The sequence below is a fragment of the Mesorhizobium sp. M0587 genome, from assembly GCF_040320945.1.
Classification (GTDB): Bacteria; Pseudomonadota; Alphaproteobacteria; order Rhizobiales; family Rhizobiaceae; genus Mesorhizobium.
In genome coordinates, this window is record NZ_JAMYQP010000018.1 from 19391 (window position 1) to 32464 (window position 13074).

Annotated in this window: 10 protein-coding genes and 5 pseudogenes; 2 read left to right on the forward strand and 13 right to left on the reverse strand. The window is 58.7% G+C overall.

The features are described 5' to 3' along the window. Nucleotides 1–90 precede the first annotated feature (90 nt). Together NKI49_RS17675 and NKI49_RS17680 are read left to right on the forward strand one after the other, a co-directional pair. Nucleotides 91–616, forward strand: a pseudogene (locus NKI49_RS17675) (IS630 family transposase); the annotation flags it as partial. 539 nt (nt 617–1155) lie between these two features. Then, complete coding sequence (locus NKI49_RS17680; protein WP_352603529.1) at nt 1156–2427, forward strand: ATP-grasp domain-containing protein; 1272 nt, start codon at nt 1156–1158, stop codon at nt 2425–2427. A 30-nt stretch (nt 2428–2457) separates the two neighbouring features. Here NKI49_RS17680 and NKI49_RS17685 read toward each other — a convergent pair whose 3' ends face one another. The 13 genes and pseudogenes from NKI49_RS17685 to NKI49_RS17755 all read right to left on the reverse strand — a co-directional run bounded on the left by NKI49_RS17685 (nt 2458) and on the right by NKI49_RS17755 (nt 13070). Then, the gene (locus NKI49_RS17685; protein WP_352603531.1) at nt 2458–2688 is read right to left on the reverse strand and encodes a hypothetical protein; all 231 of its coding nucleotides are present in this window, start codon (nt 2686–2688) and stop codon (nt 2458–2460) included. Nucleotides 2689–2771: 83 nt separating this feature from the next. Then, nucleotides 2772–3120 (reverse strand): annotated as a pseudogene (locus NKI49_RS17690) (hypothetical protein). Further along, a pseudogene (locus NKI49_RS17695) lies at nt 3120–3820 on the reverse strand (IS5 family transposase); the annotation flags it as partial. The pseudogenes NKI49_RS17695 and NKI49_RS17690, both read right to left, overlap by 1 nt. Nucleotides 3821–4490: 670 nt before the next feature. Next, nucleotides 4491–5027, reverse strand: coding sequence for a transposase (locus NKI49_RS33400; RefSeq protein WP_502899535.1), 537 nt, complete (start codon nt 5025–5027; stop codon nt 4491–4493). A 229-nt stretch (nt 5028–5256) separates the two neighbouring features. Beyond that, nucleotides 5257–6273: pseudogene (locus NKI49_RS17710) on the reverse strand (1-aminocyclopropane-1-carboxylate deaminase). A 339-nt stretch (nt 6274–6612) separates the two neighbouring features. Continuing rightward, complete coding sequence (locus NKI49_RS17715) at nt 6613–7056, reverse strand: exopolysaccharide production repressor protein (protein WP_352603533.1); 444 nt, start codon at nt 7054–7056, stop codon at nt 6613–6615. Continuing rightward, a complete protein-coding gene (gene fdxB, locus NKI49_RS17720; RefSeq protein WP_352603535.1) occupies nt 6965–7282 on the reverse strand; it encodes a ferredoxin III, nif-specific in 318 nt (105 codons plus the stop codon). Before fdxB ends, NKI49_RS17715 begins: the two co-directional genes overlap by 92 nt. Further along, entirely contained in the window at nt 7279–7482 is a 204-nt protein-coding gene (locus NKI49_RS17725) for a CCE_0567 family metalloprotein (protein ID WP_352603537.1), read from the reverse strand. Before NKI49_RS17725 ends, fdxB begins: the two co-directional genes overlap by 4 nt. 25 nt (nt 7483–7507) lie before the next feature. After that, nucleotides 7508–7973 (reverse strand): annotated as a pseudogene (locus NKI49_RS17730) (NifX-associated nitrogen fixation protein). 333 nt (nt 7974–8306) lie between these two features. After that, the gene (locus tag NKI49_RS17740; protein WP_352603638.1) at nt 8307–9476 is read right to left on the reverse strand and encodes a TlpA disulfide reductase family protein; all 1170 of its coding nucleotides are present in this window, start codon (nt 9474–9476) and stop codon (nt 8307–8309) included. Between the two features lie 1311 nt (nt 9477–10787). After that, the gene (locus NKI49_RS17745; RefSeq protein ID WP_352603539.1) at nt 10788–11675 is read right to left on the reverse strand and encodes a universal stress protein; all 888 of its coding nucleotides are present in this window, start codon (nt 11673–11675) and stop codon (nt 10788–10790) included. Between the two features lie 102 nt (nt 11676–11777). After that, nucleotides 11778–12563: a winged helix-turn-helix transcriptional regulator gene (locus NKI49_RS17750; protein ID WP_352603541.1), complete on the reverse strand. Its 786-nt coding sequence runs from the start codon at nt 12561–12563 to the stop codon at nt 11778–11780. A 27-nt stretch (nt 12564–12590) separates the two neighbouring features. Further along, on the reverse strand, nt 12591–13070 hold the full coding sequence (locus NKI49_RS17755; protein WP_352603543.1) for a NifX-associated nitrogen fixation protein: 480 nt from the start codon (nt 13068–13070) through the stop codon (nt 12591–12593). Nucleotides 13071–13074 lie beyond the last annotated feature (4 nt).

Genomic DNA, 13074 nt, shown 5'->3' on the forward strand with positions numbered 1-13074 from the left:
CGCCAACTGTGTGAAGTTCGTGGCGATATCTATAGGCGACTGCGACGACCGCTCCTATGCATCAGCTCCACGGCCGGCGGCCGTCGCGGCGACTCCCAGCAACCGGTCCTGCCGATGATGGGAGCGCCGGACCCATAGCTATGTCCGACACGGCACCACCTCGCTGTTCGCGGCGCTCGATGTGGGGTCCGGCTTTGTGATCAGCAAATGCTACAAGTGGCACAGGCCAACCGAGTTTCTGCACTTCCTCAAGCAAATCGATGCCAACTTGCCGCCCGATCTCGATGTCCACATCATCATGGATAATTATGCCACCCACAAAACCGCGCTGGTCAGGTCATGGCTGGCGCGCCGGCCTCACTACCATGTCCACTTCACGCCCACACGGCATCCTGGATCAATCAGGTCGAACGCTGGTTCGCTGAACCGACCCGAAAGCAGCTGCGACGCGCGTCCATACGTCAACCAGCCAGCTCGAGGCCGATATTCGCACCTTCATCGAGCGCCACAATGAGAACCCAAAGCCCTATCGAGTACCAAGTCCGCAGACGAAATTCTCTCGTCCGTCAGGCGTTTCTGTCAGAAGGCCGAGCAGACCTTATGTGGCGAACTTTAGATTCACATGACTAGCGAATAGGAAATCGATGTGGCGTTGTCACGTTGTTTGAAATGTGGCCGTGAGGCCGACACCGCTTTCAGGCTGGCCGTGCACTCACGGCGTCCCACGCGGCCATGGCTTGGCGTCGACAGGTTCGAATTTGTTTGCTGCGGAGCGGTTGGTCTGGGATGGGATGGGATGGAAGGAAGGAAGAGATTTCGGACTGCGGAGAAACCACGATTCCGATCGGATAGCGGTGGGTTCTTGTGGTTCGTTGCACTCACGGTAATGGGCGCTCTGCTATCTCACTTTCCTTACCCCACAATCAGTGGTGACAGTACCATGAATCAGCTAAATGGAATGCGATACTTTGCATTACCACGATCTAGCGTTTCCAACTGTTGCAACAAAACCTATAAATCATTTTACAGATACTTTGCATCCGCCAGTCCCCGACGATGCTACGTTCACACGGCGGCCGAGCAGCCACGGCTGAAAAACTGATCCCGATTGCGGTGGATCCGCCGCACGGCACACGACGTCGGAGATAGGAGCCAATGGCGAGAAGAGCGCTCATTTTGATTGAAGGCGATACATCGGGCAACGGCATGCTATACGTGCAAGCGGCCCAGCGACTTGGCCTCCATCCAATCACCCTGTCGGCTGATCCAACTCAGTACGGCTATATTACGTCGGAACGCATTGAGGCAATTCGTGCCGACACAGACAATCTCGATGCACTGATTCGGGAATGTTCTCGGGTAGGAACGAATTATGACATTGCTGGTATTACTGGTTTCGCCAGTCTAGGCGAGTCGGTCTATGCGATGGTTGCCAAGCTCTGCCGGCATTTCGGCCTACCGGGACCAGACCCCGTATCCATTGAAAGATGCTGCGACAAGTTCGTTCAACGTCAGCTCCTAGGGGAGGCCGGCGTTCCAATACCCGTTTTTCGCGTGGCCGCGAATGCAACGGAGGTAGAAGATTCTGCCGCCGACATCGGGCTGCCGGTGGTTGTTAAGCCGGCCGTAGGCACGGGCAGCACCGGTGTCCGATTGTGCCGCAAAGTCGATGAGTTGGCCGAACATGCGACCCATCTGTTGGAGGGGAAGCACATATCGGAATGTCCGCCGAAGATATTAGTCGAAGAATTCGCACAAGGCTCCCATTACAGCGTTGAGGTAATGGGAAATGAGGTCTTTGGAATCGCTGCCGCTGACTTCGGCCGCCCACCTCATTTTGTCTGTCGTGAATACATCTATCCAGCCGCGCTGACTGATGACGAGCATAGGCGGATCGCTGATGTCTCACTGAGGTGTTTGCGCGCTCTCGGCCTTGGCTGGGGTCCAACGAACATTGATCTCCGATGGACGAAGCTTGGCCCAGTGGTCATTGAAGTTAATCCACGTCTTGCTGGCACGCCCACTCCTCAACTGGTTAAGTTGGCTTACGGCGTCGATCTCGTTACCGAGCACATCAAGCTTGTTATCGGCGATGAATGGAATTTGTCCAAAAGACTTTCGCGCACTGCGGTCGCGCGGTCTCTTATTCCTGATCGCGATGGCCTCCTCGATCGGATTGATGGCGGCAGTCGGGCGGCAGCTATATCAGGTGTCGCCGAGGTCAAATTCTATGCTCAACCCAAGATGCCGATCATCAGAAAGGGCGATTGGCGAGACAAGATCGGATATGTCACGGCCGCTTCATCCAGCCTTCCTCGGACCGAGGCGATACTTCAGCGTGCCGTCGACCTAATCCATTGGTCGATCTCACCATTTCCGGCCGGTGGCGAACAGGAGCAATCTGCGGGGCGTTGTCACGTTGTTTGAAATGTGCCGCGTGAGCCGACGCCGCGCTTTTCAAGCCAGCCGTGAACTCACGGCTTCCCACGCAGCCATGGCGGCAGTCGCGCGGGATCCGGCAAGCAGTAGAGCAAGGAACCGGCTGCTGGCTTTGGTTTGCAGGCCCATGATCGATCCCGAAATTTTTTTGCCACTTCGTTTGGCGGATGAAGAGTTTGGACGATGGGCGACTGTCTTGTGGTCATCGAAAATGCCCATATGGACAACCTGGTTGCCAATATGGAGCATACAATACCACCTTAAGCTGCGGCAGCCCGACCCGTTCCTATGCTCGGGCTTCATCCGCTTCCGCGAACGTCTCTATGTCTTCGCTAGCAGGCTGTTGCAGAAGTCGGGCTCTTTCGCACGTCGGCGTTGTGGATGTAGAAGTGGCCGACGAGGCGACCTCCAGTGCCAAAGACAACCCAGCCGCGGCCACAGGCTGGGTCGTTCTCATCATGCCCCTCCCACGAGAATTCCGCGCAGGCTGAACCATCGTGGGTGCCATAGCGGACATCGAGGAAGCCCTTGAGTGCGCCGAAGGCGATCTCGCCATCCGCCGAGCCCTTGAATGTCAGATGGGCTTCCTCGACGAGATCGAGGAAGTCGTTATCCCAAACATCCATCTCGACGATGCGCCAGCGGCCGAAAGGCCTTGGCGAAGCCGGGAACCTTGGCCATCAGCCGGTCTCCGCCATGAGCTTTGGCAGTCGCACCAGATTGTAGGCAGCGGCTGCGAAGGTGAGGGCCCATCCGACACGGTCGCGGCCGCGGAACCTGGTCTTGTGCTGGCCAGCCACGACCTTGATCCAACCGAATGCCTCTTCGATGCGCTTCCTGATGCGCTGGCTGGCAACATAGCCGCCATGTCGCGTCGTGCGCCCGTCGATAGCGGAACTGCGGCCGCTCGTGTTCTGCGCTACATGCGGCGTCATCCTCATCGAGCGTAGCTCACTAACGAAGTCTTCCGCGTCGTAGGCCTTGTCGGCGCCGAGCGTGATCGCCTGTGGCCGCTCCGCTCGAGGTTCGATCATGTGCAATGCGGCCACCCGCTCAGCATGTCCGTCGGCCAGTGTCAGGCAGGCGTCGACCAGCAGGCCGTGGCGGTTCTCCGTAAGCCAGGACCCATGAAGCACAACTTGGTTTCCTTGCCTTTGCCCTTGCGATAGAGCCGGGCATCCGGATCGGTGGTTGAGGCATGTGTGTCATTCGAGCGCCTGTGGCCATGGAAGTCCGCTTCCGCGTTTCGCCCACCGCCTTCAGCCGGCGGCTCGCCCGAGCCGTCCTTCGGTTTGACGCTCTTCATCGACGCCCACGCCTCGATCAATGTGCCATCGACCGAGAAGTGGTCCGTAGACAGAAGCTTCTTCACCTTGGGCTGCTGACAAGCCGTCTTCTACCCACTCGCCTTCTCCCTCGGCACACTAAATTCCAAGGGCTAGTAGTTCGCAATCGGCCGGAGGCTTTCAACCAGCCCGGTGGCTTCATCTACAGATCCATGCGCGTGTTCGCGCTTCGTTCGACCTTAGCGTGGGACCCGGCAGACAGATTGGATTGCGAACTCCGCTGGCGACCGCAGAAGAAGCTGGGCTTCCCCGTTCAAACTCTGCACGATGCGACAAACGGGGCGGCTCTTGTGGGACAACGAACGGCTACGGCTACAGTCGTTATGTTCCGGCCAATTTATGTTGCGGCTGCAGGGATGAGCCAGGGATCTCAGCGATTTCCCTGGCTCGAGCCAGCATAAGAAGAAGTGATGGTTGTTGCCTACAAGGCTTTCAGGAATGCCATCAATGACGGCAGAGAACGTTGCCGAGGTGGCTTCCTCAGGCCGCTGATATAGACCCTGGCCAACGCCTTGGCTTCATTTCCAAGTCGACCTCGGCGTAAATATGCGTGGTGCCCAACGACACGTGGCCGAGCCAGGCGCGGATCGTGTTGATGTTGCGGATTTCACTAAATTGGGACAGCCGTTTCAGTAAATCGCGGACAAGCTGGAGTGCACCCATTGTGAGACAGAGAAATTGCGAGACAACTCCATGCTCGTGAATTCAAATGCGGCATTTTCCAATGGTGTAAGGTCTTTTCTTATTCTTCAGGGGTGAGATAGTCGAGTGCTGAATGCAGCCGTTGCCGATTGTAGACATCTTCAATGAAGCTCGCGATACGTCGCCGCGCATCTGGTGCATCGCGATAGCCACTCCTGCGACTTCTTCCTGCTTCAAGGTTTTCATGAAGCTTTCCGCGCGTGCGTTATCATAAGGGTTCCCCACATGGCTCAAGCTCGGGTGGATCCCGTGCCCATGGAGGATATCAGAATAGCTGGCGCAAGCGTATTGGGCGCCGCGGTCAGAATGATGGATCAAACTGCCGGGAACCGGATCACGTGCGGAGATGGCCATTTTTAGGGCATCGACAGCAAGGCTAGCCCGGCGGAGTTCGAGCGTCCATCCGATGACCTTGCGACTCAATGCATCGAGCGCAACCGCCAGATAGGCGAACTGCTCGGCAAGGTGCAAATATGTGATGTCAGCGACCCAAAGCTGGTTGATACCTGTCAGTTCCATGCCTCTGGCAAGGTTCGGCATCACCCGCCAGCTGTGCCGGGAATCCGTAGTGCGCGGCACAAATGGCCGAGTGCGCAAACATAAAAGATTATCCTCCCCATTACCCGCAACACACGTTTGTGGTTTACCTGCCAACCCTCACGGCCAAGAAGGGCGCCGATCAGACGTGGCGCCGACCGCTCCAGATGCATCAGCTCCACGGCCGGCAGCGGTCGCGGGGGACACCCAGCCGGGTCGTTGCTTGTACGGGTCAGCCGTTGCAAAAGGTGTAACTGTAGCCGTTGATCGCCGGCGCACCGCCGAGATGCGCGAAAAGGACCCTCGAACCTTCGGCAAAAAAGCCTTTCGGGACGAGGCCGATCATCCCTTGCATCGATTTGCCCTCGTAAACGGGATCGGTAATCATACCTTCGAGCCGCGCACAGATGCGGATGGCCTCCTTCCTTTCCTCGGACGGGATGCCAGAACAGGGGATAAGCGTCCCCTCGAGCAACACCACGTCATCCTCGACGATTTCCATGCCAAGCTTGACGAGGTTCGCAGTATCCCGGGCAATGTTTAGCACCTGCGCTTTGGTCTGGGCGGGGGTGGCGGAGGCATCGATACCGAGCACGTTGCGCTGTCGACCGTCCTTGGCGAATCCAACGAGCATGCCGGCATGCGTCGAGCCTGTGACCGTGCAAACGACGATGTAGTCGAAGCCAAACCCAAGCTGTTTTTCCCGAGGGGCGCGCACCTCCTCCGCGAACCCGACATACCCAAGCCCGCCATATTTGTGAACTGAGGCCCCGGCCGGTATCGCGTAGGGCGTTCCGCCCCTTGATTTAACCTCATTGAGCGCCTGTTCCCAACTGCGGCGGAAACCGATGTCAAGGCCATCGTCGACCAGGCGCACCTCTGCTCCCATGATCCGGCTCAAGAGAATGTTGCCGACCCGGTCGTAGACGGCATCCTCATGTGGTACCCAGCTCTCCTGAACCAGGAGGCTTTCATGCCGATCTTGGCGGCGACCGCGGCGACCATCCGCGTGTGGTTGGACTGCACGCCGCCGATGGAGACAAGCGTATCGGCATTTGACGCGATCGCGTCGGGGATGATGTATTCGAGCTTGCTGAGCTTGTTTCCGCCTAACGCAAGACCGGAGTTGCAGTCCTCGCGCTTGGCGTAGATTTCCACCTTTCCCCCTGGATGCTTGGAGAGGCGGTCGAGCTTCTCGATGGGCGTGCGTCCAAATGTGAGCGGATAGCCGTTCGGACTTTTCCAGCATTTTCTCTCCGGCAACACGCGATGGAGCTGAATTAGCCATTCACGATTCATTCTAGAGGCGTCTTTGATTTGACGTCATCTGCATTATCCGGCGCCAGCCGAGTCCCATTACTATTTCCAGCACCTCGTTCGTCATTGAGAGTTGCAACCGCACGCCGGCGTGCGAGAGACTACCCCAATGCGTTATGGCATTCAAGAACTGCATCTTCTGGATTAACTAGAATGACAGGATTGCGGTCACCATTGACTCCTCAAGCACAGTATTGCCTTCTAATATCTGCTCAATGTTTATGGTTGGTCCAAAGTGGCGCCAGCTTGAGCACTGCCTTGTCATGGGGCCTCAAGGCAGCAGCAGCGATATGGCCAGCATTTGATCGCGCTGGAGCAAATCTGCGGATTCATTCGTCACCTCATCAAGGTCTGGCGGCTCGGATCCAACTTCTTTGCAACTGTCGAAATGCTCAGCCCTTTGGCCAGCTCGGCTAACGCAGCCAGACCGCCAGATCAGAAAGAGCACGCTTGCGAAATACGCCAGCTGAAGGAGCAGCCAACAAGCCAGCGTCGTGACGACTACTGTGCCGATGGAACGAAAAACGAAGTAGACGGTCAGAGCGGTGCTGCACAGGACCATTCCCAGGAGGCAACAAAAGAATCTAAAGGGCAAACCGTTCTCCTGGTTTTGTCTCCTCAGATCAGGCTGCGATCTTGTCGGCCGCAACATGGGTCTGGCAGTTCTTCGGGCAGACGCGGGCGCAGGCCCCGCAGCCAATGCAGCGGCCGGCATGATCGACGACCATGATCATGCGATTGAGCTCGCCATCGAAATCGTCGTCTTCGCCGTCGCAGGCGCCGAGGATTTCACCCGCATCATCGACGCCGTGAAGGTGCATGACCTCGCGCGAGCAGACCTTGAAACAGCGGCCGCAACCGATGCAGGTCGTGTCATCGATAGCGGTGAGATATTCCGGCATCCATCCGGAGCCGTCGCGGGTGGTGAATGTGCTCGTCATCGTAACTTCTTCATTGCAGCGAGCTCTCTCTTGGCACCATCCAACTCGGCAAAAACGGCGGACGTTTCCTCGGCAACTTCCTCTATCTCCCGCCATTTTCTCGGGAGATCCTCTGCAAGGCCGCGCAATCTCATCTTGGCAACTGCCGCGCGCAGCTGAAGCTTTCGAACTTTCGTCCCCATCTCATCTAGGTTTGACATAAATCGTTCCTCGAAATCGGTTTCTTCACGCCCGTGCCACGTCGGGATAGGCTTCAATGCTGCAGTCGCATCGTCGACCAAGTTCGTACCGGCCTCCGCGAGCTTCCTGACGTCTCGAAGCCGAACCGGTGGATGTCTCGACAGAGCGACCAAGCGCCCGGCCGTGAAAAGCAAGTCCGAAGCCCCATGGGTTTCATCTCCATCGTTGGCGATGTCATCAGGCCGGAGCGTTCCTCGATCCAAAGCCCGACGGCCGTGTAGAACATATCGAGCCTCCACAGCACGTCCGGATCGGGATCGCCGATGATGGGGATCGCACGGCGCTGTTTTCTGATGATGATGAAGTCGCCCAGCAGTTCGGCGTCGGATTTGCCTTCCCGTGACCCGGAGGCATCCTGAGCACGGATCAGCCGCACGAGGCATCTCGCAAAAGGCAAGGCAAGGGCCGCCTCGTCCTCGTTGACAGCCAGGCTGACCGCGGCATCAGACATTTCGCCTTCTCCTCATTTCAGTCCTATCCCTCGAAGCACGACGTCTGTTTTCTGGGACGCCTACTTCGGGCACACTTGCGCAGCCGACGCCCGGCTCGGCGCCGCTGATTCCACGCAATTGATGTCCCTCGGTCCGACCTTGAACACGTCCTCGACTGCGAAGTCTTCCATCGAATTCGCGTCGAACATCGCTTCCGCCGCCATGCGGCCCGAGGCCATGAAGATTCGAGCCTCGATCCTGCTGCAAAGGTTCGACCAAGTGCTGCATGGACCCTCCTTGCTGCGGCCACACCAGGGAAATGGACGAATTGGCCAGTAAGCCATTTCGACCAATTACCCTTTTTTATCTTTCCTCCTCGGCCGACCGCGCTTTGGCACCTTCGCGAAATTGTTTTGCGGAGCCGCAAAGAGAGCGCCGCAACACGCCTTCGCACCCCTGTACTTGGCGAGGGCCTGCAGCAAATCCGGCAGATGCTGCTCTTTCACTTCGGCCGGGATAGGGTCCGGACCGTCTAGCGACGTCAGTGCCAGTTCGACCAACTCGATCGCGCGATCATTGTTGCCGTTCTTATGATAGTATCGGGCGACCGCGGGATAGGACCGGAACTTAGGACTGTCGCCTTGCGGGGGATTCAGCGCCAGGATGTGTTCGGACAGCTCCTTGCCCATCGCAAAGCGCTCAGCAGAAGGAAGGCGCGAATGGCCATTGGCCGGATGGAAAAGTTGGTCTAGCGCGGAAACCATCCAATCCTCGGAATTTTTGTCGATCGCGTCGCGAACCAATTCGCGCATCACGGGCAAACCGGTCCACATGTCTTGAATTTTGTGAAGCAACAGATGTGCATGAGCCAGGCGGAAATTGAGGTCGTCCGGCATCAAGGCAATGCCCTCTTCGATCGCCCAGAGCGCCGTCTTCCAATCTTCCAACTTCACCGCCGCCCAGAACCTGTCATCGATCGGCTTCTTCAACGCTTGTTCGCGCGCCAGGGGTTCGCTTGTGGCGATCCGCTCATGATCGGCGGCTTTCGCCTTCTTGCTGGTACGCCAGCTGCCGTTGAGCACTTTCGGCAAAACCTCACCGAGTTGGCTCGGATGACCGATAAAGGCGATACAGCCGTCTCGGTCGACTACGAACGAGGTCGGAACCCCGACGCAAAAGCTGGGTTCCCTCCAAAGTTTCCTCATTTCGCCTGTGAAGTCGAACGCAATCCGATGATTCAGATCCGGGCACTTTTCGGCCAACCACGCGTCCAACTTGGTCCGGGCCTCGACGGCCGTTGGAGCGTCTTCATCAGCCGCGATCCCGACGACCTCAAGTCCGCTGTCCCTGTATTTCTCCTGTAGCCGCATCAGCTCGAGCATCTCCGCCGCACATAGTTCGCACCAAGTTGCCCAAAATTCGACGATATAGACTTTGCCGGGCTGGAAGTCCGCAAGGGGCTCGCCACGCAGCCAGTCCTCCACTTTGATCGAAGGAGCCGGAGACCCCATCCGCAACATCATCTTGCCCTCCAAAGCTGTTGCCAAAGGTTGCGTGACCTCATGCGCAAGCTTGTTCCCTCTTTGAGACGGGGCACGAGGGTTCAGCGAAGAGAGACCATCGCTCGTCTTGCGCATCTGCGTGCAGTCAGCCTTCACTCAGTTTTGCTGAATCTCAATTCGCAAAGGCCGTGCCAACGCGCTCAGCGTGCGGTAAACGCTTGATAATACTAAAAAAGCTTCCGGGGCGCCGAGGTAGGCGGTTGTATTAGTCGCGACATGTTTTCTGCCACTGTCAGGTCTTGGACACGCATCACCCGCTTCCCGTCGGCACAGAAGCGTGGCCACGGACGTCTCGACATAGGGACGAACAGATGCATGACCGTTGGCTACCGCCAGCCTCGTCTCATCGTCCCGCCGCAAGCCTTGCTTTAGCTTCTTGCCGTTTCGGTCGCTCAGGTGGTAGCGCAACGCCATTGCGATTGCAGGCGCCGCTCCATCCGAGCATCGCCTCTGCCCTACCTCTTCCGCTTTGCGCTTGAATTCCCGGTGGCGACGCAGGAGTTCTTCACGACGACGCCCGTCATGTCCGGCTGCGGGTCGCGAGTACCGTCATCGCCAGATGATGATCGTGGCGAAGAGGCCAGGATGAGTGCCGGCGTGCCGGGCCGGTGACTCTCCCGGATTCCTACTTTTGTTGTTCTGTGTCCCTGTGCACAGGCCCTATAGGGACCGCCTGGTGCGAATGTGAGCGTTGTGGGAATTGACCGGCCTCAAGGCCACTCGGTCGCCACGCGGTGGGCCGGGCAGACTGAAAATTCCGAAGATGCAGCCGCCCTCGCCGCTGACCCGGCTACCATCCCAGGCGATGGCACGTGATTGATGCCACCGTTCGCGCCGAGGGCCGGCAAGAGCGCGACCGTCGGACTCGAAGGTCGGTGCCTTGGCCGCTGCACGGTCGTTGCGTGTTCCGTTCCCGGCCAGTGGTGAGGGAAATCGTGATAACGCCAATACGATGAGGCTACGGTCCGAACGCGGCCTGCCGCGCTGAAACGACTCTCTTTCTCGACCTGACGCCGGCTCGAGTATTGGTGTTTTGAGCGCATTGAGGACGCCTGGGCCTCAGCCCGGCCGTTTGTCTGCGCGTTACCTTGTCTCGGCGAGCAGACACCGAGCGCGTTAGAGGCGTCCGGCAATGTTCTTCGCGCCGGCGCTTGCAAGTTGCTTATGAGCTTCGCGAAACTTGCTCGTTTCCGGCGACCTTTCTCCGACTTCGCATCAGGGTGACCAAGGGGAGTAGAGCTTGGAACAGCATCGGTGCTACTGCGGAACCAGTCAGCGAGCCAAAAACAGCGGCAATGGCGGCTTGCCAACTATCCATCTTGTCACGCCACCGAAGAGCCGCTCGCGCAGCCGGCGGCTGCCATAAGCGCCCATGACGATCACGTCGGCAGACGTGTCGATTGCGTGCTGCGCTAGCACCGTGGCCACCGGTTTGCCGCGGCTCGCCAGCCGGTCGACCGAAACCCGAGCACCGTGCCGAGTGAGATAGGCAGCGATGTCGGCTCCCGGCTCGGCGCCGTTTCCGGTGCAGGTCGCCTCCGGATCGACGAGTGCGACACGAACTTCCTCAGCACCGGATAGCAGATCCAGCGCTTCCCGAACCGAACGGGACGCTTCGACTCGCGAATCCCAGCCGACCAGGACGCGCCGTGGAGACAGAGTCGCCTCAGCGCCCTCTGGCACGACAAGAACCGGCTTTCCGGTGTCGAACAGGCTGCCGTTGATAACAAGGGGACCGACGTTAACATCGTTGAGAAGTGCGGGGCCGACGATTGTCAGGTCGGTGCATATCGCCCGCTGTCGCACCGCGTCACCGATGCTGGCCTGATCGCAGTTGGCAATATCGACATCATAGCACCGCCACGTGGCTCTCAGCAGTTTGTGAATTCCCTGGGATGTTTTTTCCCAAGTGGCCGTGTCCTGTGAAAATCTCTCGATTTGCCTGTACCGTTTTTCCAGTGCGGCAATGGCGTGGGCGCGTTGTCCAGGCCACTCGGGGATGCCATCACCCAGCGGCGGAGGCGACATAACGAGAGGCGGAGGCGACATAATCAGAACGGACAAATGTGCGCCGACCTCGGCGCACAAGCTTGCAGCTGTTCTGACGTCGCGGTCGGAGTGGTCAGTTCCCGCTACACTGAGTAGGCTTTTGAAGGCCATCTGACTGCTTCCCCCTGAGTATGTCGCGCCCGTAGCGCGTTTCGAAGCCGCAAGGCTTGCCTTCCAACGAAGATGGAGAGTGGCACACCATCCGTTCGCGCTTCAGTCGTCCAGCTTCTCAAGCGAGTAGCCGGCAGACCTGACGGTACGAATGACGCTACCTGGCGAGGCCGCCTTCAGCGCCTTTCTGATCCGGCTGATATGGACGTCGACCGTGCGTTCACCGACATGGATATTGTCCGGCCAGGCCGCGTCGATCAGCTCGTCTCGGCTGAAGACCTTGCCGGGAGCCTCAAGAAATTGCCGCAGTAGGTTGAATTCGAGAGGTCCGAGATGGATGTCGTGGCCATTACCTCGAACCCGGTGAGCATCGAGCTTCATCTCAAGGCTGCCGCAACTGAGCCAGCTGCCGTTTTTTATCCCGTTTGAACCCGGCTGTGGCAGCGCCAGCTTCGTGCGTAGACAGTCAAGCAGCTTGGCCGGCGCGAAGGGCCGCACAAAGCTCTCGTCAATCCCTGCCTTCAAGAGATCGAGGTGCTGGTTCTCGGCGCCTGGCGCGATCAACGCAACGACGGGCAGGCGGCCGGTCCGGGGCTCCCCCTTGAACCGGGCGCAGATTGTGGAGCCTGCCGCGCTTGCTGGCCCGCAGTCCAGGACAACCGCCTGGAGCTCCCGTTGATCGGCCAATGCAAGTGCTTCCTTAACGCCTCCTGCCGGCTCACTCGTGAAGCCGTCCACCCCCAGAATGTGGCTGAGGAACAGATACAGCTCCGCATCTTGCGAACAGATCAAGACCACTGGCTTCATCAGCGCTACCCCAAGAACCATATCGGCCTCGACCGCCTCGATTGAGAGGGCTGGCCATCGCATGTCCTCAAGGCCTGACATGATCCCCTCGATCGAAAATCGGTTCCATCACGCCCGCGCCACCTCGGGATAAGCCTCAATGGCTGCGGTTGCATCGCCGGCCAGTTGGGTACCGGCCGCGGCGAGTTTCCAGAACGTCTCGAAGCCGAACCGATGGACGTCGCGCAGGGTCTTGGACAGAACGACCAGTCGCCCGGCCGTGAAGAGCACGCGCCCGAAGCCCTCGTGGCTCATCTCCATCATCGGCGATGCCATCAGGCCGGAGCGTTCCTCAATCGCAAGCCCGACGGCGGTGTAGAACTTATCGAGCCTCCACAGCACGTCCGGATCGGGATCGCCGATGATCGGAATTGCACGGCGCTGTTGCCTGGTGATAATGAAGTCGCCCAGCAGCTCGGCGTCCGATTTGCCTTCCCATGACCCGTGGGAATCATTGGCACGGATCAGCCGCACGAGGCATTTGGCGAACGGGGTGGCAAGGGCCGCCTCGTCCTCGGTGGCGGCAGGGCTAAACTCGGCATCAGACATTTCG